The 22,522-nt window shown below is 59.9% G+C and carries 16 protein-coding genes; 7 read left to right on the top strand and 9 right to left on the bottom strand.

Going from position 1 to position 22,522, the window contains the following annotated elements; genetic code table 11:
- Positions 1 to 128 precede the first annotated feature (128 nt).
- The 6 genes from NMA52_RS09465 (at position 129) to NMA52_RS09490 (ending at position 6,577) form a co-directional block, all read left to right on the top strand.
- On the top strand, positions 129 to 2,081 hold the full coding sequence (locus tag NMA52_RS09465) for an OmpA family protein (protein WP_254827421.1): 1,953 nt from the start codon (positions 129 to 131) through the stop codon (positions 2,079 to 2,081).
- Positions 2,082 to 2,190: 109 nt separating this feature from the next.
- Positions 2,191 to 2,568, top strand: a complete 378-nt coding sequence (locus NMA52_RS09470; protein ID WP_254827422.1) for a hypothetical protein — start codon at positions 2,191 to 2,193, stop codon at positions 2,566 to 2,568.
- 9 nt (positions 2,569 to 2,577) lie between these two features.
- The gene (locus NMA52_RS09475) at positions 2,578 to 3,042 is read left to right on the top strand and encodes a DUF4920 domain-containing protein (protein ID WP_254827423.1); all 465 of its coding nucleotides are present in this window, start codon (positions 2,578 to 2,580) and stop codon (positions 3,040 to 3,042) included.
- Positions 3,043 to 3,370: 328 nt separating this feature from the next.
- Positions 3,371 to 3,874, top strand: a complete 504-nt coding sequence (locus NMA52_RS09480) for an RNA polymerase sigma factor (RefSeq protein WP_099105240.1) — start codon at positions 3,371 to 3,373, stop codon at positions 3,872 to 3,874.
- A 432-nt stretch (positions 3,875 to 4,306) separates the two neighbouring features.
- Complete coding sequence (gene epsC / locus NMA52_RS09485; protein ID WP_254827424.1) at positions 4,307 to 5,110, top strand: serine O-acetyltransferase EpsC; 804 nt, start codon at positions 4,307 to 4,309, stop codon at positions 5,108 to 5,110.
- 78 nt (positions 5,111 to 5,188) lie between these two features.
- Positions 5,189 to 6,577 (top strand): DEAD/DEAH box helicase, encoded by a 1,389-nt coding sequence (locus NMA52_RS09490; RefSeq protein WP_254827425.1) that lies wholly within the window; start codon positions 5,189 to 5,191, stop codon positions 6,575 to 6,577.
- Here the strand turns inward: NMA52_RS09490 and NMA52_RS09495 are convergent.
- The 9 genes from NMA52_RS09495 to NMA52_RS09535 all read right to left on the bottom strand — a co-directional run bounded on the left by NMA52_RS09495 (position 6,574) and on the right by NMA52_RS09535 (position 18,784).
- Positions 6,574 to 8,961 (bottom strand): T9SS type A sorting domain-containing protein, encoded by a 2,388-nt coding sequence (locus NMA52_RS09495; RefSeq protein ID WP_254827426.1) that lies wholly within the window; start codon positions 8,959 to 8,961, stop codon positions 6,574 to 6,576. The genes NMA52_RS09490 and NMA52_RS09495 overlap by 4 nt on opposite strands.
- A gap of 152 nt (positions 8,962 to 9,113) precedes the next feature.
- On the bottom strand, positions 9,114 to 9,449 hold the full coding sequence (locus NMA52_RS09500) for a hypothetical protein (RefSeq protein ID WP_254827427.1): 336 nt from the start codon (positions 9,447 to 9,449) through the stop codon (positions 9,114 to 9,116).
- Positions 9,449 to 9,841, bottom strand: a complete 393-nt coding sequence (locus NMA52_RS09505; protein WP_254827428.1) for a group III truncated hemoglobin — start codon at positions 9,839 to 9,841, stop codon at positions 9,449 to 9,451. The genes NMA52_RS09500 and NMA52_RS09505 overlap by 1 nt, the downstream gene beginning before the upstream one ends.
- Before the next feature lie 95 nt (positions 9,842 to 9,936).
- Entirely contained in the window at positions 9,937 to 11,184 is a 1,248-nt protein-coding gene (locus NMA52_RS09510; protein ID WP_254827429.1) for an NAD(P)/FAD-dependent oxidoreductase, read from the bottom strand.
- A gap of 22 nt (positions 11,185 to 11,206) precedes the next feature.
- Positions 11,207 to 11,515: a 2Fe-2S iron-sulfur cluster-binding protein gene (locus NMA52_RS09515; protein ID WP_254827430.1), complete on the bottom strand. Its 309-nt coding sequence runs from the start codon at positions 11,513 to 11,515 to the stop codon at positions 11,207 to 11,209.
- 32 nt (positions 11,516 to 11,547) lie between these two features.
- Positions 11,548 to 12,705 carry a cytochrome P450 gene (locus NMA52_RS09520; protein WP_254827431.1) on the bottom strand — a complete coding sequence of 386 codons (1,158 nt, stop codon included), beginning with the start codon at positions 12,703 to 12,705 and terminating at the stop codon, positions 11,548 to 11,550.
- Positions 12,706 to 12,863: 158 nt separating this feature from the next.
- Positions 12,864 to 16,409 carry a family 78 glycoside hydrolase catalytic domain gene (locus NMA52_RS09525; protein ID WP_254827432.1) on the bottom strand — a complete coding sequence of 1,182 codons (3,546 nt, stop codon included), beginning with the start codon at positions 16,407 to 16,409 and terminating at the stop codon, positions 12,864 to 12,866.
- A gap of 48 nt (positions 16,410 to 16,457) precedes the next feature.
- Positions 16,458 to 17,234 (bottom strand): NUDIX domain-containing protein, encoded by a 777-nt coding sequence (locus NMA52_RS09530; RefSeq protein ID WP_254827433.1) that lies wholly within the window; start codon positions 17,232 to 17,234, stop codon positions 16,458 to 16,460.
- Between the two features lie 200 nt (positions 17,235 to 17,434).
- Positions 17,435 to 18,784 carry an amidohydrolase gene (locus tag NMA52_RS09535; RefSeq protein WP_256534232.1) on the bottom strand — a complete coding sequence of 450 codons (1,350 nt, stop codon included), beginning with the start codon at positions 18,782 to 18,784 and terminating at the stop codon, positions 17,435 to 17,437.
- 253 nt (positions 18,785 to 19,037) lie between these two features.
- Between NMA52_RS09535 and NMA52_RS09540 the strand changes: the two genes are divergently transcribed.
- Positions 19,038 to 22,499 (top strand): ThuA domain-containing protein, encoded by a 3,462-nt coding sequence (locus NMA52_RS09540; protein ID WP_254827434.1) that lies wholly within the window; start codon positions 19,038 to 19,040, stop codon positions 22,497 to 22,499.
- Positions 22,500 to 22,522 lie beyond the last annotated feature (23 nt).

Genomic DNA, 22,522 nt, shown 5'->3' on the forward strand with positions numbered 1-22,522 from the left:
GTCGGGGTGAGAATGTAAAAAAGGTTCTACATTAGCGTTGATAGTTTACTAATGCACTCATTGTACTTGTGGCTCCGTCCTCGGACGGAGCCCAAGCTTTCGGTAAACCGTCCCAGTGAAATTCCGGTATGCGGATCGTCCACCTAATACCACTTCTTTTCTTCTTGTTCGCGCCGTCGACGGTTTTCACTCAGCAAAGTGCCAAACGCGACCGGGCCATCGCCGCCTTTGACGACGGCGTGCAACACCTCCTCGACGGAAACGCCAAACGCGCCGGTAAGGCCCTGCGGCAGGCCGTCGACCTCGACTCCACCTTCCTGCCCGGCTTGCGCATGCTGGGCGTCGTCTATGACCTCCAGGACGAGCTCCAGCCCGCCCTGGATGCTTATCTAGCAGTGATCCGGCGTGACCCCTACTTCTCGCGCTTACTTTACTACCACACCGGTGACGTCTACCTGCGTCAGGGCCAGTCGCGCGAGGCCCTCCGGTATCTCCTGAAGTTTCGCGACCTCCAGTCGGAAGATATCGGTCGGTACGGCCTGGTCGGTGAGCAGGAAACCATTACGGAGCGCGAGATCGTCGACCGCAAACTGGAACGGCGCATTCTGGCAGCCCGCATCGCCTCCGACAGCACGAATTACACCAACGCCAGCGGATTGTACAATCTGGGCGCGCCCATCAATACCGCCCTCAACGACTACTTCCCCTTCTTCTCTAATGATCTCGGCACCCTGCTCTTCACCCGTCAGAGCCGCGACGGCGATGAGGACCTGATCGAAGGCGAACGCCGGACGCAGGGGGGCTACCGGACCGGACGCTTCGGGCACTTTAATACCAGCCAACCCGAGGGTATGTGCACCCTGATGCGCGACGGGGAGTCGATCTTCTTCACCCTCTGCCACGAAGACGCCGCCGGTGGCGGCTGCGATATCTACTCCGGCGTCCTTATTAATGGACGCATCGGCGAAGTGACCCGCCTGCCCGATTACCTTAATTCCACTACCTGGGATAGTCAGGCCGCCATCAGTTGCGACGGGCGCCAGTTGTTCTTCGCCAGTACCCGGCCGGGCGGCATCGGCGGAAGTGATCTTTACCGCTCCGAACGCCTGGCGGACGGCAGCTGGTCCGAACCCCGCAACCTCGGTGCCGGCGTCAATACGCCGGAGGACGAAGAAGCGCCCTTTCTCAGCAACGACGGCGAAACGCTCTACTTTTCGAGCATGGGCCACCGGGGGCTCGGCGACCAGGACATTTACTTCAGCCGCTGGGATGAAGGCGGCCAGCGTTGGAGCCCGGCCGTTAACATCGGTCCGCCCATCAACAGCGCCAACCGCGAACTCGGTTTCCACCTGTCCGCCGACGGTCGCCGCGGCTTCTTCGCCAGCGACCGACCGGGCGGTCACGGTAAACTCGACATCTACGGCTTCACCCTCAACGAGACCCTGACCGGCAAGGAAGTGACCTTCGTTTCCGGCTACGTGACCGACAGCCTCTCGGGCGTGCCCATCCCCGACCAGGAGATACCGGTCGCCGGCGGCGATGTCTTTCGTACGAATTACGCCGGGCGTTTCTTCATCTGCGCACCGCCCAATCAGCAACTGCCCCTGAGCGCGGACCACCCTGACTACCTTCCCTACCGGCGGTCCTTCGATATTCCGCAATGGGACAACCAATCGCCCTATCGCATCGATTTGCGCCTGTCACGCGAGGCCGCCGAACTGCCCCCACTCGCGCCCCCCCCACCCCGCCCGGCCCGCACCCAGTCCCGGACGTCTAAAGTTCTTTTCGCTTTTGAAAAGGCTACGGTGACGGATGCCCACCGCGGGGAGCTCGAGCGACTGATTGCCACCGCGGAATCCCGCACCGTCGTCGGGGTTACCGTGGTCGGTTATACGGACGAGGTGGGAAGCAGCGACTACAACCTAGGGCTTAGTCAGCGGCGGGCGGCGGCGGTGGCCGAAGTACTGCGCCAGCTCGGCATTCCGGAGGCGTTGATCCGGGTAGAGGGTCGGGGCGAACTGCCCGGACGTTCCGGCCGGGACCTCAATCGCCGCGTGGACGTCATCCTGGAGATCCGTTGATCGGGGAAGCGAACCTTTGCCCAATCCCCATCCTTTATATGCGCACAACTGGCCACCGTGCCGGGTGTTACCACTAAATTATTCATTGCCTACCCTACGCCAACTTACTATGCGCATTCTCACGATCCTTCTACTCGCCTTCGCCGCGAACACCCTCGTCGCCCAGGAGGCGAAACCCGCCTACTGTGAAGAAGCCCCCGCTACCTACGGTACTCCCGGAGGTGAAGCGGCCCCCTCCCTTCCTAAATTTGCTACTACCCCCACCAGGGAATACAAGGTGCAGGTAGCTATCTTGCGGTACACCGATCCGGCCGAATATCCCTTTCATCCTTCGCTCGTCGCTCGCTACCGTCCCTGCGAGCAGGTATGGGTAGTGGAAAGCCGGCAGAGCTTCGTTGACCGCGAAGAAGCCGTCGCCCTGCAGGAAACCCTGCGCGAGGCGGGGTACGCGGGCAGCTACATCACCGACCTCGTCGCTTACCAATAACGTATCGCCATGCTTCGCCTCACCCTTAGTTTCGGTTTGCTGTTCACCCTGGCCTGCGCCTCCCGCAATGAGGTGCCTACGGATTCCTACGGAGCTGAATTCTCCGCTACGGAGGTTTTGCCCGCGACCGAACTGCTGACCACCTACCCCGAAGCCAGCCTGCGGGACACCGTACGGACGACCCTCCGCGCCACGGTCCACGAAGTTTGCCAGGCCAAGGGTTGCTGGATGACGGTCGATGTCGGTTCCGGAGAAACGATGATGGTGAAGTTCCGCGATTACGGATTCTTTGTTCCAAAAGACATCGCCGAACGCGAGGCGATCCTGAATGGTCGGGCTTTTTATCAGATCACGCCCGTTGACGAACTCCGTCACTTCGCCCGGGATGCCGGCAAGTCCGACGCGGAGATTGCCGCGATCGTCGAGCCCCGTCGGGAGTTGCACTTTATCGCCGATGGCGTCAAACTGAACTGATTCACCACCCCGGAGGCTGCGAAAGGCCCGGAGCGCGTGCGCTCCGGGCCTTTTTTGTGGAAATAAGCGAGTATGGCGGTATGATTATTAGTGATCACGGGGCTACTGACGGTAAATTTCTTCGCCGTGCGAAAAAATCGGTCCGCAATCTGGCGCTCAATGACTGTATTTAGTCACAATGCGGGATTTAGTACATCATTGCAAGACTGCCCAATTTTTAAATACCTGATTTACAGGTAGTTACATTTTTGGCACGCTCTTTGATATTACTGGGGCAAGCAGATGTGGCCTAGTCCACACGATTTAGAATAACAGTAGCTATCACATTATGACCAACCAAGAATTCACCCAGGAGATCAATAAGCTTGAGAACTTACTTTTCTCCTTCGCCCTGCGCCTGACGCGCAATCATCAGGATGCACAGGACCTTATGCAGGAAACCAGCATGCGGGCCTACCGCCACCGAGACAAATTCACTATGGGAACCAATTTCAAAAGTTGGGTTTCGACCATCATGCGGAACACTTATATCAACCGCTACCGTAAGGAAAAGAGCCGGAAGCACGTCAACCAGCCCATCGAGACCTTCACCTTTGCCCTCGAGAGCACCAGCGCCATCCCCAACCAGGGTGAGCACGACATGCGCCTCAAAGAACTCAATCGCATGATGAGCACCATCGGCGAAATCTACAGCGTACCCTTCCTCATGTTCTACCGTGGGTATGAGTACAAGGAAATCGCCGCGCATCTCAATATCCCCATCGGTACGGTCAAGAGCCGCATCTTCCTGGCCCGCCAGAAGATGAAAGGTATGATCGGCAACCGCAACTGATCCTCAGCCCGGACCAGGCCAAATTGAAAATTAATCCCCGACTTGACGACTAAAGCGAATTAGAGACAGAGACAGCGACACTATCAACACAAGAACAAACACTCTGAACGCACATTATTTTTTTGACACTGAGAGACTTGACTTTTTTTCTGAGAGATGTAGAGACTTTTTTTGAGACACATAGCAAACACGATTTTAGTTTTAGAGACGCACAAGCACAATGTTTTTTTAGAGAGACGTGCCAAACACAAGTTTTTCTAGTTCTGGAGTAATAAAGCACACTGACTTTTTAATTCGTGTCTTTCCAAACGTAGTAAAGTATTACCCAGCTATTATCCATCGGTAGGTTCTTAACCACTACCGTTGACCTTCAGAGGGCCGGCTATTCGCCGGCCCTTTTTTTTGCCTCCCGGCCGGCCGTACCTTTACTCTATGGACGATCAATTCATACAGCGGCTCTTTCGCGAGCACCATTCCGTGGTTCGGCTACCTTCCCCCAAACTGATGGAGGAGTGGTTGCAGGGTTTGCTGCAGTTTCTCTTTCCGGAGCTCAGCACCGTTCGATTCGCCGACGAGGCGGCCTTTCGACATCACTATCGCACGAATGATCTGAAGCTCTACACGATTCTGGACGCGCTCAGCCATAATCTGAGCTGTCCGATCGATGAGCTCCGCAGCCGTTTCGAGGAACAATTGCCCCACATCCATACCCGGCTGATCGAAGACGCCGAGGCTATTCTGGCCGGTGACCCCGCCGCCGCGAACCGTACGGAGGTGATCACGACCTATCCGGGGTTCTACGCCCTCGCCGTTTACCGCATCGCCCACGTGATGCACCAACTGGGCGTGGGGCTCGTCGCGCGTATGCTCAGCGAAATTGCTCACGGCAAGACGGGTATTGAAATTCACCCCGGCGCGCGCATCGGCCACCGCTTCTGTATCGACCACGGTACGGGAATCGTGATCGGGGAAACCGTAGAGATCGGCAACGGCGTCAAAATGTACCAGGGAGTCACCCTCGGTGCCCTCAGCGTAAAGAAGGAGATGGCCCGCACCAAGCGACATCCGACCATCGAGGATAACGTGGTCATCTACGCCGGCGCTACTATACTCGGTGGAGATACGGTCATCGGTGCCGGCAGCATCATCGGTGGTAATACCTGGATCGTCAAGAGCGTCGCTCCGGGTAGCCGGATCTACTACGATTGGCGGGTTCCGGAACGGCAGACCGACTAAGCGGTTAATAAACAGTATCTTTGCCGCCACATTAGTGCGCGGGCCGGAGAAAATTGGCTTGCGTTAAGACAAGCCATAATGGAAAACAACCCCGACCAGACCCCCGAAGAAGAGGTGGTCTACTTCGATGAGCTCGATCTCGTCGACGAACTGCTGGACGCCCTCGACGATATGGGCTTCGATAAGTGTACCCCCATCCAGGCCCAGGCCATCCCCCCCTCGCTCGAGGGTCGGGACGTGCTGGCCGTTGCCCAGACCGGTACCGGTAAAACCGCCGCCTTCCTCCTGCCCATCCTCGATAAGCTTACCCGCGAGCCGGTTAAGAAGGTCAATACCATCATCCTGGAACCGACCCGCGAACTCGCCATGCAGGTCGATCGCCAGCTGGAGGGCTTCAGCTTCTACACTCCGGCCTCCTCGATCGCCATTTACGGAGGGCGGGACGGACACAGCATGGAGCGGGAGAAGAACGCGCTCAAGACTGGAGCGCCCCTGGTCGTCGCCACTCCCGGTCGACTGATCGCCCACCTCGATCTCGGATACGCGGACCTGAGTGGTGTCCGTCACCTCGTACTGGACGAGGCCGACCGCATGCTCGATATGGGATTCGTCAATGACATGATCAAAATTATTGATCTCCTCCCCAAGGACAAGCTGCAGATCCTCTTCTACTCGGCCACGATGCCCAACAAGATCCGCAAGTTCTCCCGGGAAATCCTGAAGAACCCCGTCGAGATCAGCATCGCCATCTCCAAACCCGCCGAGAAGATCGATCAGAAGGCCTTCGACGTCGCCGACTGGGCCAAGATCAGCCTCATCGAGCACATCCTCAAGGATAAGAAGGACCTGGAACGCATCCTGATCTTCTGCGGACGGAAAAAGACCGTACGTGACCTTACCCGTCGCCTCCAGCGCAAGGGTCATAAGGCCGAAAGCGTCTCCTCGGACCTCGAGCAGAGCGAGCGCGAGCAGCGACTGAGCGATTTTCGTTCGGGCAAAATCCCCATCGTCATCGCCACCGACGTACTCAGCCGGGGCATTCACATCGACGGCATCGACCTGGTCATCAATTTCGATGTCCCCGGCGACGCCGAAGACTACGTACACCGGATCGGGCGTACCGCCCGGGCCAGCGCGGAGGGTGAAGCCATCACGCTGATCAGCAAGGAAGACCGGCAGCGCTTCAAGCGGATCGAGGAACTGGTAGAAATGAAGGTGCGCCGCATCCCCCTGCCCGACGAGCTGAACGATGCCGAACCCGGCAGTGGCTCTTCCGATGCGGATCGCGGCCGGGGCCGTGGTCGGAGCAAGGGCCGCAGCGGCGGCAAGAGTGGTGGCGGCGGCCGGGGTCGCGGCCGCGGTCGCAGCGGCGGCCAGCCCAGGAACCAGAGCGACTCCGCCGGGGGTGACCGGCCCGCCGGAGACGCTCCGAAGAAGTTCGGCCGGCGGAAGCCGCGGCGAGACTAGCGTCCGGCGACTACCAGCCGGCGCGTCACGGGTCCCTGTTGCGTATGTACTACCACGGTATATACGCCATCCGGAATGCCTTCCCGCCGTACGTCAATACTGAAAGATGTCTGGTGAGCCGAAAGGGAGCGGTGGTACTGTGTACGCCCCAATTGATCGATCAGTACCACGGACGCTTCGTCGCCGTGGGCGGAAACTCGCATGTTAATTACGTCCCGGGCCGGGTTCGGATAGACGTCGACCGACATCCCGTCTTCCGCGTTCAGGGGAGTAATACCGGCGACCGCCCGGGCGTAGGCGGCGGCGGTTTCGCAATTGGCAGGATCTCCCCCGGTGAAGTTGGCCGGAGGGGGTACCGGATAGGTGCTTAGTAGTAAGCGATCGAGCTTGGTTCCACTTTCGCGATTCGCCACCGTGATCACGTGGCGACCGGCGGTTAGTTCCAGGGGCAAAAAGGCTCCGTCGTCACTGACCATACGCCACTCGTATCCCTTAGTCAGCAACTGCGCTCCACCGACTTCCTGCCACATCTTGATCCACTTTCCTCCGTCTATACGAACCCATACGGAGTTGCGGCCGGGGTCCGGTGCATCCATCCGGAAGAAGAGATAATACACCGCCGCCTCATCCACTTCGACGGTGTACCTAAGCTCCCTTTCCGGCTCGTTCACCGGCGGGAGCGCCACGTGGCGGTTCAGAACGTGCACCAGATAGGTGGGCCCCAACCGCGGAATCGTCGTAAATCTGGGCGCACCCTTTCGCCAGTCGGCTCCGACCACGCCGCATTCGGCTTCGAGCCAGATGTCGGCCGGACGCGTACACCGGCTGCAATCACCGACGTGTCCCCGACCTTCCGATAGTAGCCCGGCTACGGTCGCCTCAGCTACGCAGTCCGGACCGGACGGGTAAGCATCACCGGCCGAATGATCACAGAAAAGCAGCTCGCCCGACCCGCACCGCCATGCGGGCGGGTATTCTTCCATAGCTATCGATTGACTACAATCCGGAATCCCGTCGCGGTTGTGATCGACCGCGTCGTCGCCCCCCGGACAGACGTCACACGCATCCCCTACCCCGTCGCAGTCGGTATCAAGTTGATCCGGGTTAGCCGTAAGCGGGCAGTTGTCGCGCTCGTCGTGCGGCCCGTCGCCGTCGGTATCCTGTGCGGCCGCCAGCCGGAGGTGCACCGAGCCTGGCTGGTAATCGAGTCGCCAGACCCTCCCGGGACCGAGTTTGGCATTTGAGGTATCAATCGACGCAAACTGGCCTACGATCCCCCCCGCGGCCTCCAGGATGGTAAACGAAGTGCCGGTAGGCACGTTGATCCTGCGATTTAGGTGTACGCGAATGACCTCCTGCGATATATCGATACTTCCCGTCGCATTCAATCGGCTATTCTCTTCGGGAGCTTCACTATCGATGGTCACCGTAAAGGTGCCCTCCCCCCGGTAGTTTCCGTCAAGGTTTACGGTTTCCCCCTGGTCTCCGGCCCGGCTGTATGGCCAGAAATCCAGTTGGTTTACCAGGGTAGGTACGATGATGTCCCCCACGGCGTAAACTCTACCGTGAAGCAGATTCAGCTTACCCTCCCGGGAATCAAGCCGGCCTCTACTGATCAGATCCGCTAACTCCGCATCCACGTTTATGGTGCCCCGGTTCGTAAAAGTCTTCACATCAAAGCCGCGCGCTACGTTGATTACCCCACTGGGGGAATTGAGGTGTACCCCTGCATGCAGCAGCAGACCTCCGGTGACGTCGAATCGCCCGTGGTTTTCGAAAGCGGGCCAGGTATCCGTCGGGTTCCCGCCAAAGGCCAGCAGGGAGGCTGCGTTCCGGATACTTATCCACCCACCACTTTTGTTTTCGAGTCGTCCGTTTTCCCCGCCAAGCTGTAGACGACCGTCGACTAGCGTAATGACACCGCCGGAAGCGTTCGTCAATCGTCCGTATACGTGTAGCTCGGGCGGAGAAGCGGATGCGGTATTCCGCTCGGACCGTATGGTGCCATAGTTGGTCAACGTGGCTCCGTCCAGCAGGGCGAGCGATACGTAGGTTCCTTTAAACCGCAACGTCCCGTAATTATCGAGCGCGCTACTAGGATCGATTACAAAATTTGCGTCGTTACCGTCTGTCGAGGGAGCGGGTTCGACGAGAACCGTACCGTGATTGGTGATCTGATCCGTCCCAAAGGTGTGTACCCGATGGGTGATCAGCACCGTCGCGCCCGCGGGGATCGGTTCGGGAGGTACGCCGCCGTCGTCCCAGGTGGTAGAATCGGACCAAATCCCCCCCCGGACACTGGTATACGTCTGGGCTACCAGACAGCAGGGAAGCAGAAACAGGATGATCAGTCCGGCAAAGTGCCAGTTCTTTGGGTGTGTCATAGTGCGATCAAGTAAACAATTGAATATATAAACTTCCCCGCAATAATGCACGCCGACCGGAGAATACGCGGGACAACACCGTACGGCTTACCGGTCGACTTTCAGTGGGGACTGCTCCGTCCCGTATGTCCGGCTCCCGCGGACCCGCCCCCTTAGTTACCGAGGCTACGCCAAAAGTCGTCCGCGGTTTCCGGTAAGGGGACCGGCGTATCTCGCCCGTAATGACGAAGGGTAGTAAGTCGGACCGTGAGGTAACGGAGGAGGTCCGCTTGCGTAAAAACGGTTTTGTATGCGGGTTGTAGCTCCGGAGATCGGGCGAAACAGACGCTCCCGCCACCGCTTACCCCGGCGTAGATAAGTCCGAGCTGATCGCTGAGCTCCGTACAGAAGGAAGCCCGAACGGGGAAGGAGACCAGCTCCCGCAGAGTATACGTGCCGTCGGTCTCGGGAAAAACGAAGATGCGGCCCAGTGTGACTTCCCTACGCATCAGATCAGGGGTTCCTTATGACCGCGGCGATAATGGTCGATCTTGAACTCAAACATTTCAGCCATCCGATCCGCTCGCCACTTAGCCTCGTCGGCCTTCGGGCCCCGAAAATGTTCGTCCACCGTACGGTGAAACAGTTGCTTCCAACGATCGAAGTGCTCGCTACTCACCGGTAATTTCAGGTGCGGCAGGAAGGGGCTGCCCCCGTAGGTGCGCTCGCCCAGCAAGACGGTCTGCCAGAACCGGTACATCTTACCGAGGTGATCGGGCCACCGGTCTCTGATCACCCCACCGAAAACGGGACCCAGTAGAGTATCCTCCCTCACCTTACCGTAGAAGGAGTCCACCAGAGCCTTGATGTCATCAAAACAACTGATATCGCGGGGTTCCATGGCGGGCGGATTCGGACTTACCTAATCAACAACTCTAACCACCGAATCGGTCAAGTTTTTGGGCGGGCACGCGGGTGCAACGTAAAACCGGAAAGCTAACGCATCAGGTTAGCGGGTCTGAGCGGTACGGTAGAGTCGGCCAGCTTTTCCCGGTTGATCGGTGCTCCCGACTGGATAAATTTCGTCCCAATCACGTAAGCTTTGGCGTTATTTACCGCGTCGACCGCCAGCAGGGTATCGCCGGCGAAGTACCAGATGGAAAATTTGGGGCCCTGCCCCGCTTCTTCCCGCAGAACCGCCCGGTCGTAGCCTGCGGAAAGCCCAACAATTTGCAATTTAACGTCGTACTGATCGGACCAGAACCAGGGAATGGCATCGTAGACGGCTTCCTTTCCGACAATGGCCGCCGCGGCCACCCTGCCCTGGTCCGTTGCGTTCTGCACCGATTCCAGCCGGACGAAGCGGTCGTAGCGTGGATTGTGGTGGTAGGTGCAATCCCCGATGGCGTAGATGTTCTCGTCGGACGTGCGGGCGGATGCATCTACGCAAATCCCGTCACTCACCTCCAGGCCGGCCTGGCGGGCCAGTTCGACGTTCACGCGGATGCCCACGCCAATCACGACCACGTCGGCGGCGAATTCGTCTCCGTCCGCGCAGTGTACGATTGAATGGGTGTCGCCGGTCCGAAACCCGGAAACGGTCTTACCCGTCAGAATTTTCACTCCATGGTCGGCGTGGAGCTGCGCGAAGAAGGCCGACATCGTGGGGGTCGTGACCCGGGCCAGGATGCGCTCTTCCCGCTCCAAAACCGTAACCTCCGCTCCCAGCTTACGGAGGGAGGCGGCCGTTTCCAGTCCGATGTAACCACCTCCGATCACGACCACGCGCTTACCGTGATCTTCGGATAGTGCCGCGCGGATACCGGCCACGTCGGCGGCCGTCCGCAGCGGGAAAACGTGGCGTGCGGCGTCCAGTCCCGGAAAAGGGGGGATCAGGGGGCGGGCACCCGTCGCCAGTACGAGCTTATCGTAGGGGAGATTCTCGCCGTTATCCAGAAGTACGAGTGAACGTTCGCGGTCGACGGAGGTGACGGACACCCCGAGACGCAGGTCAATCGCGTCCTTCGCGTAGCTGTCGGCCGCGCGGAGGGGACTATGATCGCTCCCTGCTTCGGCCGTAAGACAGGTCTTGGACAAGGGCGGACGGTGGTAAGGGAGGTGGGGATCACGGTCGATGAGCACGATCCGTCCCGTCCACCCCTGCCGGCGGAGCTCAAAGGCGCAGCCGACGCCGGCGTGGCTGGCGCCGACGATCAGGCAGGTGGGTGCTTCGTCGTGGGGCATGAGCAATTATCGAGGTGAACGCCTATTCCGCGACCCGGAATACGACGCCGTCGATGGCATCGCTGACCACGATCTGGCAACAGAGCCGGCTGTATTCATCGGCATTGTCGTCGAGTTCGAGCATATCGCGCTCGATCTCGCTGGCTTCCCCGGTTTTCCGCATGTCATCCGGCGCGACGTGTACGTGACAGGTAGCGCAGGAGCACACCCCTCCGCAGTTACCGAGAATGCCCTCGATGTTGTGGTCGCGGGCGAGTTCCATCACGGAACCCGAGTTGCCGCTTACCGTAGTCGACGCGCCGTCGGTAGTAATAAAGGTGATGTTTGCCATGGTGGTAAGGTTAATTGGGGAAAAAGGGAGGTTTAGCGGGCGTGAAAGCGCACCGTGAGGGAGTCGAATCCAACCTTGCGCTTGAATTGATCGAGGTCTTCGACGTTATCCCGGTGGTCGAGAAGTTCGATCGATGCCACCTTTTCGGCCAGCGTAGCGACCAGGGTGCGCAGCAATTGGCGGGCGTGGGTGGCCCCCAGGCAGTTGTGGTGGCTGAAGCCGAAACTGACGTGGGGATTGAGTTTGCGGTCCAGTACGATCTCGTCGGGCTTATCGAAGGCGGCGGCGTCCCGGTTGGCCGAGGCCCAGCAGAGGGAGACGCGGGAATCGGCCCGCACGGCGTGGGCGCATACTTCCGCATCCCGGGTCACGACCCGGCCTATATGGGTCAGCGGCGCGAAGTAGCGGACCAGTTCCTCTACGGCCCGGTTCAGAATCTCCGGCTCGGTGCGCAGTCGGTTCAGGGATTCCGGATGCTCGGCGAAGTAGGCCACGGAATTAGTAATGGCATTGATGAGGGTATCGCGACCGCCGGCAAAGGTCAGGATCATGACGCCCCTGACTTCTTCGCGCGTCAGTGGCTTGCCGTTCACTTCGGAAGCCAGGAGAACGGAGTACAGGTCTTCCCCGGGATCGGCGATCGCCCGGTCGATCTGCTCGTCGATGTAATCGTACAGAATGTTGGCCTTCTCGCCGTCGAGCGCCACGCCCTCGCTGCGGAAGACATGGGTGCCCCAGGCAATCCAGGTGTCCGCTTCCGCTTCGGGAATGTTGAGCAGCAGGGTCAGCGCCCGCGACTGCAGGGGCAGGGCGAAGGCACTAACGACCTCCACGGTGTCCCCCTGTAGCACCTCATCGACGAGGGTTTCAATCTGTCTGGTAAGCGCCCGGGCATATCCTTCCTCCAGGGGCCGGCGGAACCAGGCCTCCACCGCGGCCCGATAGGCGGTATGCTCCGGCGGGTCGAGCTCGAAGGGGATCTGCCGGGTATCGCGGATGTTGACTTCCGAGGGTACGACGATGCGGCCGGGAGTGGCTCCGGACTGAAAGGTCTTATAGTTATGGGCCGTCTTACGCAAATCCTTCAGCCGCAGGATCATGGTCACCGGATCCCCCTGATCGTTCATGTGTCCGATGCCCTCCCGTAGCCGGGCGGCGGCGAAGGGATCGGGTAATGCGCTTTTCTTCATCAGACAAGGGTTAGTGAAATATACCATTTAGCCGCGGCGACGGCTCGGTTACGTGTCCTGCAATGATAAGTGTCTTCGGCGGGGAGGGATTACCACGCTTGGTTACTTGACTTGCTAAATCGGTTAATTCCTACAAAATTCTTGAAATCAGAAGGTACTCACCGCTTCGATACTCTGAAGTCATAGCTTCCCGCAGCCAGCTCAAATAATTGTCTGTCCCCATCGTGTCCTCTGGCCGTAACCGCTTCCGCTTCCGTAGCGGGTAGTCCACCCTCCGTAATCGTGCTGACGTCTTTGGCCAGTAATGACAGGGTGGCGGTAGTGTTGGGCGGCACCACGATACGGTAGCTGACGGCTTCCTCTTCAGTACTCCACTCACTTTCAATGCGACCGTAGGGTGAATCATAATGTCCGCGGGCGTAGGTCATTTTGCCCGTCGGGTCCGGCGTTGGAGACAGCAAAAAATGCTTGAACCCGGGGCGTTCCGGATCGCGTCGTATCCCGAGGGAGTGGTTGTACATCCAGGTGGCCACTGCTCCGAAGGAGTAGTGGTTAAAGGAGTTCATATTGTTGTTCCCGCCGAAGCCGTCGTCGTGGGTGTAGGAGTTTAGTCGCTCCCAGATGGTCGTCGCCCCGTTCTTCACCGGGTATAGCCAGGAGGGATAGGTCTCTTGTTGCAGTAGCCGGTAGGCCAGGTCGTCGCGACCGGCCTGGCTCAGCGCTTCGGCAATGGACGCGGTGCCAATAAACCCGGTCATCAGGGAATAGGGCGGCCGTGCTACACCACCGTCGTCTATGTTCGTTCGCTCCACGCTTTCCGCCAACAGACGGCCCGCCGCCCCCCGGTGCCCGTCAGTGAACAGGCCGAAGGCCAGCGGGATCGCGTAGGAAGCCTGGGTATCGACACGCTTGCCCCTGAGGGTGCTGTCCGTAGTCAGCCCCGACCTGAAATTGAAAACGACGCCCTGGTGAAGGGTGTGGGAGGTCTCGGGGTCGACGTAGCGCGCATTGAACTCTTCGCGAAAATCCGCAAACTGTCGTTCGTAGCGCCCGGACTGTTCCGCTTCACCCAGTGCCGCAGCTACGGCAGCCAGAATTTTCAGATCGTAACCGTAGTAAGCCGCCCAGAGCATGGAGTTGTCGTTCTTACCGTTTTCGGGACTGAGCCAGTCGCCCAGGGGACCCTCGGTGAGGATCCCATCGTCGAATCGCGTTTGCAGAAATTTTACGTACCGCTGCATGGCGGGATAGTGGTCCCGGAGGGCTTCCAGGTCGCCAAACTGTCGATAATTCTCCCACGTCATCACGAGTCCGGCACTTCCCCAGATCGTGCCGCCGAAACCGCCGCCAACCGGTGCTACGTCGGTGAATCTTCCATTCTCTCCTTGCATATCGCGCATGGCCAGGGCGTGACGTTCCAGGAAGGCTCCGATGTCCGCCAACCATGTCGCCGCACGGCTGAAAACGTTGATGTCGCCGTTCCAACCCATCCGTTCATTGCGAGCCGGGGTGTCGGTCGGAATAGACAAAAAGTTGCCCCGTAGCGACCAGGTAATGTTCTCCCACAGCCGGTTCACTAGAGGATTGGAGGTTTCGTAGTGGGAAGCCAGCTCCTTGACCGAACTCAGTACCCTGCCCTCTACGGCTGTCAGGGGGAGCGCCTCGTCGATGCCCGTAATCTCCAGGTAGCGGTAACCGTGAAAGGTAAACCGCGGCTGGATCACCTCCCGCAGGCCGCCGCGGGTGATGTAGCGGTCTTCGATTAATGCGGCCCGCAGATTCTCTATCATGACCATTCCCTCATTTCCCGTGTACTCGGGTAGTTGCGGATACCGCATCTCCGCATAGCGCAGGGTGATGGTGTCGCTTGGACGGGTATCGTGCAGAGTAATTCGCGGAAATCCGACCATATTCTGTCCCAGATCGTAGAGAAAAACACCCGGACGCACTTCCTCCACGCTTTGGGCGGTAAGTGTTTCCACAATGGTCACGTTCTCCCCGATCTGGCTGCGAAGGTCCATACTGTCGTAGTTCAGCCTGACCTCTCTGCCGAGAAAGTCCCGGAAACTACCCTGCAGGGTAGTCCCCTCGAGCGGCACTTCCACCGCGGATTTCCAGTCGCTATCGTCGTAGCCGGGCTCCGACCAATCCGTGATGGCAGCCTCCCGCCGCGCATCGTAAATTTCTCCCTGGAAGAAACTACCGTATCGAATGGGACCGTCAGTAAAAAGCTTCCAGTCCGTATCGTTGGACGTGATGATATATTCCGTCCCGTCGCTGAAGGTAATGACCAATTTGGCTAGTAACGACTGTCGGTCGCCGAAGTAGTTCCAGTTCTCTCCCCTAAAGGTGATGTTGCCACTCCACCACCCTTCGCTGAGCCAGGCACCAAGAACGTTGGCTTCCCCCGGCCTGATCCGGTCCGTCACATCGTAGGTCTGGTAGAAGTGTGTCTTGTTGTACTGCGTCAGGCCGGGATTGAAGTACTCCTCCCCCACCCGTTCCCCGTTCAGGTAAACTTCGTAGATGCCCCGGGCGGTCACGTACAGACGGGCTTTCTCAATCGCCCGATCCGGCGCGGTGAATTCAGTACGCAACAGCGGAGCGGCATTCCGGCTGGGGTCCGTCAGTTGCAATTGGCGGCTACCACTAGTGGAGAACTCGACGTCCGGTAGTCGGGCTAGAACGTTGGACGGCTGCCGGTAATTGCGAACAGCTACTTCGGAAAATCGGGCGGATTGACCGGGCTCCACCCAGTAACCTACCTCACCCACCATCGGCGCCGAAATATAGTCGCCTCCCTTCCCGTAAGGGTTCACCGTAAATGTTTCGGCGTTTAACCGGTGCTCCGGGGATGTACCGTCAAGATAGAGATTGCCTTCGCCAAAAACCAGATCCAGGTAAACTCGGTGAGTGGCGTAGCGATTGGTTGCGTCGATAAGGGTAATCGGAATCTCGTAAGTCAGCAGCGGCCGGTCAGGTTGGTCGTCGGCGGTATAGCCGGCGCGATAAATATGAAGCCGGGCGGGGCCCGGTGTCTCCGCGTCCAGTGCGGAAACGTCCAGCTCCAGGGCGAGATAGGCCTGGTCACGTTCGTTCTCCATTCCGAAAAGGTTCTTATTCCGGTTCATCCACCGCGCGTCGTTACCCCCGAACAGAAAAGCGGCGCGCGTACTGCCAGACGCTTCATCGAGTTGTATGCCGTATTCCAGACGGAACACTGACAAGTAGGGACTGAAGAGTACCAAATCTTCCTCTCCGCCACCGATCCACTGCGCGCCGTTCCATTCCGAGGCACTGTGTCCGTCAAGCGTCAGGGCAGTTTCGAAGAAGGATTCGTTAGCGGCCGTTTCACCGTTATCGGCCCATACTTCCAGCGCCCACTTGTACCGAGTGGTTGGTTGCAGCGAGGCCCCCGCATAGGGAACGTACAGCGATTCATCGTCAGCCACCTTTCCGGAGTTCCACACCTCCTCTCCCGCTTCGTTTCGGACCCGAATACGGTAGGCGGTTTGGCGGACGCCCCGGCGGTCGGTTTCTGCCTTCATCCGCCAGCTGAAACGGGGCGTTTCGGTCTCCAGTGCGAGCGGCTCGGAACCTTGTTCTACCCGTAAATTTTCTACTGTGATCTGCCCCGTTACCTCGCCGACGCAGGCCAGCAATAGAATTAAAAACAGGTACACAGAAGTCTTGAAATCATGCATGTTCGTATTTCGTTTGGACACCCAAAATAGCGTCGGCCACACCGGCCATCAAAGCAGTTGGTGCGGGGACGCGGGTGCAGTGTCTATTCTCTGAAAGCGGTACAGATAGGGTGCCCGATTGGAAGCTCCCGTATACTTTTTTTCCAGCCGTTCGAGGACGCCGAGGTCGAGGATCTTCTTCTGGAAGTTGTTGCGAGCGAAGGGGCGATCGTAAACGGCTTCGTACAGCAGCCGCAGCTCCTTCATGGTAAATTTTTCGGGTAGCAGATTGAAGGCGATGAGTTTCTCGTCCAGATCACGGCGCAGGGACCGTAACGCTTCACCAATAATCTCGCCGTGATCCATGATCATCGGCGGGAGTTCGTCTAACGGGTACCAGTTCACGCTCGCATCGATTTTGGTTTTCACCGGCATCACCATGTGCATATCCACCAACGCATAGTACCCGATGGAGACGAACCGCTCGCCGAGCCAGTGAAGGTTGTTGCGCATCCAGTCGATACCCCCGTCTCCCTCCGTATTCAGTGCGAGCAGACGTTCCAGGGCCTTCCGGTTATTCCGCTCCGTACCGCCGAAAACCCGAAACTGCTCCAGGTAGATATTCGTGATGCCGGTGCGCCCCTCGAGAATGCGACGGGCGGCATCGTCGATGGATTCCGACTGCCGGATGAAGCCGCCGGGCAGGCCGTAGTAGTTGCCCCGAAAGATCAATTCGGGTACCAAGACGTACAACTTCCCGTCGCGGTAGCCAAAGACGACGCAATCAATGGAGAGCTGTTTGATGTATTCGCTACTGCGGTCGGTCGGTGGGTGGATATCGGGCATTTGTCGGTCGTGTCTTAAACAGGCACGCCCCCTACAGTCACTCATCCCCCGGCGTGGCACCGCGGGGTTTGCGTGAGGGTGCGTCGGCGAGGCGGTAGAGAAAGTGGTGCTTAGCGGGACGGTGCTCGCGGAAGATAAGAAGATTTCGCTATTATCTATTTAATAGACAATAATGCAGTGGCGACTGTCCCCCTCCCGGGTTAATCGCGGTAGTTCAGCGGGGGTTCCCGGTCGCCGAGCAGGGCCTGGTACTTGAAGTCCGACCCCCGCTGTTCCAGCAGTTCCTGTCTGGCCGCGGTAATGGTGGCGGGTTGGCGGAACAGGTCCATGGCGGTCAGCGTCATCGCTTTGGCGGCCACCATCATGCCCTTCTTACCGATGCTGGTGCCCCCGGCCGCTACCGCCTGCCAACTGTGGGCCGAAGTACCGGGTACCCAGGTGGCGGTGCGTAGGCCGACGGTCGGCACGACCCAGCTCACGTCGCCCACGTCGGTCGAGCCGCCCTGCCCCTTGCGGATGATCCGGAAGGAATCCACCGTCGCGGCCGTGGCCAGGTTCTTTCCACCAGTCCCCGTGAAGGAAGTAGCGATTTCCTCGGCGAAGGCCCGCTCGTCGGCGGTATACTCCACGCCCCCTATCCGCTCAAGGTTATCGTGCATGAGCCGGCTGAGGGTGACGTTGGGCAGCAGGTTATAGGCTCCGTGAATGACCTCGTAGTCCATCGTGGTGCCGGTGCCCAGCGCCGCGCCCTCCGCGCACTGCACCACCCGGGCGAAATTTTCCGCCGCGGTAGCCATATCCGGGTGACGGACGTAGTAAAACACCTCCGCGAAGTCAGGAATCACGTTGGGGGCCTCCCCACCCCGGGTGATGACGTAGTGGGTGCGGCTCTCCATGGACAGGTGCTCCCGCAGCATGTTGACCATAAAGTTCATGGCTTCCACCCCGTCGAGGGCGGAGCGACCGTTCTCCGGCGCGGAGGCCGCATGGGCCGACACGCCGTAAAAGCGAAACTTGGCGGACTTATTGGCCAACGAAGAGGCGGCGTGGGCGGAGTTGCCGTCCGAGGGGTGCCAGTGAATCACCGCGTCTACGTCGTCAAACAGTCCGGCCCGTACCATATACACCTTTCCGGCGCCGCCCTCCTCGGCGGGAGTGCCGTAGAAGCGCAGGGTGCCGGCCACGTCGTTGTCCTCCATCCACTGCTTTACGGCGATGGCCGCCGCGGCCGATCCCGCCCCGAAGAGGTGGTGGCCGCAGGCGTGTCCGGCGGCGACGTCCTCACGCTCCTCCCGTACCGGGCGATCCGTCTGGGTAATGCCCGGCAGAGCATCGTATTCGCCCAGAATGCCGATGGTCGGACCCTCGCCCGTCGTGAAGCTCGCGGTGAAAGCGGTGGGTATGTCCGCCACCCCGGACGTCACGGTAAAGCCTGCCGCGCGCAGGGTCTCCTGCAGCAGGGCCGAGCTTCGCTCTTCCTTATAGCCGACTTCGGCAAAACCCCAGATGCGGCGGGCTACGTCGAAGTAATCGTCCGCCCGGGCATCCAGGCCCTCTAGTACCTTCGATTCCGGGGGAGTAAACTAGGCCATCAGGAACTGTCCGGGCACCACGTAGGCGAAGACGAGCAGCGCGATTAGTTGTCTCATAGTACATTGGTATAGGGTTAAATATAGTACCGGCGGGAAATGAGTCCGCAGCAAACGCCCCGTGTTCCATTCCTGCCGGCCCGCTGAGCTATTGTCTTATTTATAGACAATAATTTCGTTTTGCCTATCTTTGGTACCCTTAAGTCGATCGTCCATGAAAATTTCCGTGTCCTCCGCTCTCCTGTCCGTCCTCTTCCTGCTGCTGTTTGCCCTGCCGGCCTGCGGCGATGATTCGGAAACCGCGACCGGCCCGGCCCGCCTGCTCGTTTTCAGTAAGACCGACGGCTTCCGCCACGAGTCCATCGGCGCGGGACAGGCCGCCGTAGGGCGCATGGCCGCCGAGCACGGATACGCCGTCACGCTCACCGAAGATGCCGAACGCTTCAACGAGGATACGCTGCAAACCTACCGGGCGGTCGTCTTTCTGAACACCACCGGCGACGTGCTGAACGCCGAGCAGCAGGTGGCCTTCGAGCGCTACATCCAGGCGGGCGGCGGCTACGTAGGCGTGCACTCCGCCACCGATACCGAATACGACTGGCCCTGGTACGGACAGCTCGCCGGTGCCTACTTCCTCATGCACCCCAGTACGCCGAGCAACGTGCAGGAGGGCAAGTTTACGGTCCTGGAAAAGGATATGTGGGCTACGTCGATGTTCCCCGACACCTTCCGCCGCACCGATGAATTCTACAGTTTCCGCAACATATCTCCGCGCATCAACGCCGTACTGGAACTCGACGACAGCAGCTACATCGGTGGTGAGAACCCCGACTATCACCCCATGGCCTGGTACCAGGAATTTGACGGCGGCCGCTCCTTCTACACCGCCCTGGGCCATACGAACGAGGCCTACACCGACTCCACCTTCCTGCAGCACCTCTGGGCCGGCATCGACTACGCCAGCGGGGGCAGCAATCCCGAACCCCTCGACTACGGTAAATCACGCCCCGAGGAAAATCGCTTCGCCAAGGTCGTCCTGGCCGACAAGCTCGATGAGCCCATGGAGATGACCCTGCTCGACGATCACCGCATCCTCTTCATCCAGCGCAAGGGAGAAGTCCGGCTGTACAATACCCAGACGGAGGAACTCAAAACCATCGCTACCCTCCCCGTCAGCACCAAGTACGAGGGCGGGGGCACGGCCGAAGACGGCATGCTCGGCCTCAACAAAGACCCCGACTTCGCCGATAACCAGTGGATCTACCTCTTCTATTCCCCGGTGGAGCCCTCCGTCAACCGCCTGTCGCGCTTCACCATGAGCGGCGACGAGCTGCTCCTGGACTCCGAAAAGATCATGCTCGACGTACCCGTGCAGCGGCAGGAGTGCTGCCACACCGGGGGCTCCATCGCCTGGGACGCCGACGGCAACCTCTACCTCTCCACCGGCGACAACACCAACCCCCACGCCTCCAACGGCTTCAGCCCCAGCGACGAACGACCCGGGCGCGGACCCTGGGACGCCCAGAAGTCTTCCGCCAACACCAACGACTTGCGCGGCAAGATCATCCGCATTCACCCCGAAGACGATGGCTCCTACACCATTCCCGCCGGGAACCTGTTCCCCGAGGGCACCGAAAAGACGCGGCCAGAGATCTACACCATGGGCCACCGGAATCCCTTCCGCATCTCGGTGGACCAACGCACCGGCTACGTATACTGGGGGGAAGTAGGCCCCGACGCCTCTGACCCGGACAGCACCCGCGGCCCCGCCGGACACGATGAGGTCGGACAAGCGCGGGAGCCGGGCAACTTCGGTTGGCCCCACTTTGTCGGCAACAATAAGGCTTACCACAAGTACGACTTTGCCGCCGGCCGATCCGGCGAACTGTGGGACGTCAACGCACCCACTAATACATCCCCCAACAACACCGGACTGGAACAACTGCCCCCGGCGAAGGAAGCCCTGATCTGGTACCCCTACGGCCCCTCCGCGGAGTTCCCGCTCGTGGGCAGCGGCGGGCGCAACGCCATGGCCGGACCGGTCTTCTACAGCGACGATTTCTCCAGTGCCGAGCGCGCCTTTCCCGACTACTACAACGGCAAGTTGCTCACCTACGAGTGGATGCGCGGCTGGGTCATGGCCGTGACCCTCGATGAAAATGGCGACTATAAATCCATGGAACGCTTCATGCCCAGCTTCAGCTTCAGCAATCCGATGGACATGGTCTTTGCCGACAACGGAGACCTCTACATGCTCGAGTACGGCTCGGGCTGGTTCACCCAGAACGACGACGCCCGCCTCGTGCGCATCGAGTACAACGGCGGCAACCGGGTGCCGGAAGCCCAACTTCTCGCCAGTACCATGGGCGGTGCCGCTCCCCTGACCGTGAGCCTCTCCGCCGACGGTACGGAAGACGCCGACGGGGATGAACTCGACTACCAGTGGAAGATCTCTTCCGACAACGGCTACGACGAATCCTTTGCGGGCACCGACGTGGAGGTCACGCTCTCGGAACCCGGCATCTACCGTACCGTGCTCACCGTCGATGACGGCAACGGTGGAGTGACGACCCAGTCTACCGACCTGACCGTCGGAAACGAGCCTCCCGTAGTGGAGCTCGACCTTCGGGGCAGCCGCTCCTTCTACACGCCCGGTCGCCCCATCCGCTACGCCGTGAACGTGCGCGACGCCGAAGACGGCACCCTCGAAAACGGGATCTCGGCCGACCGGGTCGCCTTTACCGTGGATTACCTGCCGGAGGGCTACGACAAGGTCGCCATCGCCCAGGGCCATCGCTCGGCCGACGACGGGGCGCTCACCACCCGCGGCGAGGTCCTGATCGGCGAAAATGACTGTATGGCCTGCCACAAAGTGGCCGGGGAATCCATCGGACCGAGCTACCAGGACATCGCCGAACGCTATACCGGCGACGCCGGGGCCCACGAAATGCTGGCGGGTAAGATCATCTCCGGCGGAACGGGCAACTGGGGCGAGCACGTGATGTCCGCCCACCCCGAACTGGCCGCGGAGGATGCCGCCAGCATGGTCCGCTACATCATGGCCCAGAACAAGGACACCGGCCCCGGACTACCCCTGAGCGGTGACTACGCCATCCAGTTGCCCGAAGGCGACGCCGGCAAGGGCGTGTACATCCTGCGGGCCGCCTACCGCGACCAGGGGGCCAGCGGCCTGCCCGGCCTGACGACGGAACAAACAGTGGTACTCCGCAACGCCCAGCTCGATGTCTTCGGCTTCGACAGTTACGAGAAAGTGCGTAAGCTGACCTACGGCGGCCAGAATATGCTGCTGCCCGACGGCCCCGGTTCCTACGTGACCCTCAGTGACGTCAGCCTGGCGGGCGTGCAGGCCGTGAACGTGGTCGCCATGGCCCCCAAACCGATGGTGAACGCCGTGGGCGGCGTGGTCGAACTGCACCTCGGCAGCGCCGACGGTCCGCTGATCGGGAAGTCCGACTTCCTGCCCCCCTCCGAGGATATGAACCTCGCCGCCGCGCCGCCGGTCCTGCACATCCCGGTGAAGCTGCCGGCGGACGCCGATCCGTCTGCTTCCGACGATCTTTACCTGGTCCTCTCCCACCCTTCGGTGGACAGTGGAATGCCGATGATCATCGTAGCCGTGCAGTTGCAGTTGGCGAAAGGACAGGCTTCGAAGTAGGCGGACGGGCGGCTCACATTCCG

Origin of the sequence: Lewinella sp. JB7 (assembly GCF_024297185.1) — a bacterium.
GTDB lineage: Bacteria > Bacteroidota > Bacteroidia > Chitinophagales > Saprospiraceae > Neolewinella.

Bases quoted from the DNA above. Each gene is read 5' to 3' on its own strand.
- NMA52_RS09475 (WP_254827423.1), top strand. From the start codon at position 2,578: ATGCTTCGCCTCACCCTTAGTTTCGGTTTGCTGTTCACCCTGGCCTGC.
- NMA52_RS09495 (WP_254827426.1), bottom strand. From the start codon at position 8,961: ATGACACACCCAAAGAACTGGCACTTTGCCGGACTGATCATCCTGTTT.
- NMA52_RS09480 (WP_099105240.1), top strand. From the start codon at position 3,371: ATGACCAACCAAGAATTCACCCAGGAGATCAATAAGCTTGAGAACTTA.
- NMA52_RS09465 (WP_254827421.1), top strand. From the start codon at position 129: ATGCGGATCGTCCACCTAATACCACTTCTTTTCTTCTTGTTCGCGCCG.
- NMA52_RS09510 (WP_254827429.1), bottom strand. From the start codon at position 11,184: ATGCCCCACGACGAAGCACCCACCTGCCTGATCGTCGGCGCCAGCCAC.
- NMA52_RS09540 (WP_254827434.1), top strand. From the start codon at position 19,038: ATGAAAATTTCCGTGTCCTCCGCTCTCCTGTCCGTCCTCTTCCTGCTG.
- NMA52_RS09520 (WP_254827431.1), bottom strand. From the start codon at position 12,705: ATGAAGAAAAGCGCATTACCCGATCCCTTCGCCGCCGCCCGGCTACGG.
- NMA52_RS09490 (WP_254827425.1), top strand. From the start codon at position 5,189: ATGGAAAACAACCCCGACCAGACCCCCGAAGAAGAGGTGGTCTACTTC.
- NMA52_RS09470 (WP_254827422.1), top strand. From the start codon at position 2,191: ATGCGCATTCTCACGATCCTTCTACTCGCCTTCGCCGCGAACACCCTC.
- epsC (WP_254827424.1), top strand. From the start codon at position 4,307: ATGGACGATCAATTCATACAGCGGCTCTTTCGCGAGCACCATTCCGTG.
- NMA52_RS09530 (WP_254827433.1), bottom strand. From the start codon at position 17,234: ATGCCCGATATCCACCCACCGACCGACCGCAGTAGCGAATACATCAAA.
- NMA52_RS09500 (WP_254827427.1), bottom strand. From the start codon at position 9,449: ATGCGTAGGGAAGTCACACTGGGCCGCATCTTCGTTTTTCCCGAGACC.
- NMA52_RS09525 (WP_254827432.1), bottom strand. From the start codon at position 16,409: ATGCATGATTTCAAGACTTCTGTGTACCTGTTTTTAATTCTATTGCTG.
- NMA52_RS09515 (WP_254827430.1), bottom strand. From the start codon at position 11,515: ATGGCAAACATCACCTTTATTACTACCGACGGCGCGTCGACTACGGTA.
- NMA52_RS09505 (WP_254827428.1), bottom strand. From the start codon at position 9,841: ATGGAACCCCGCGATATCAGTTGTTTTGATGACATCAAGGCTCTGGTG.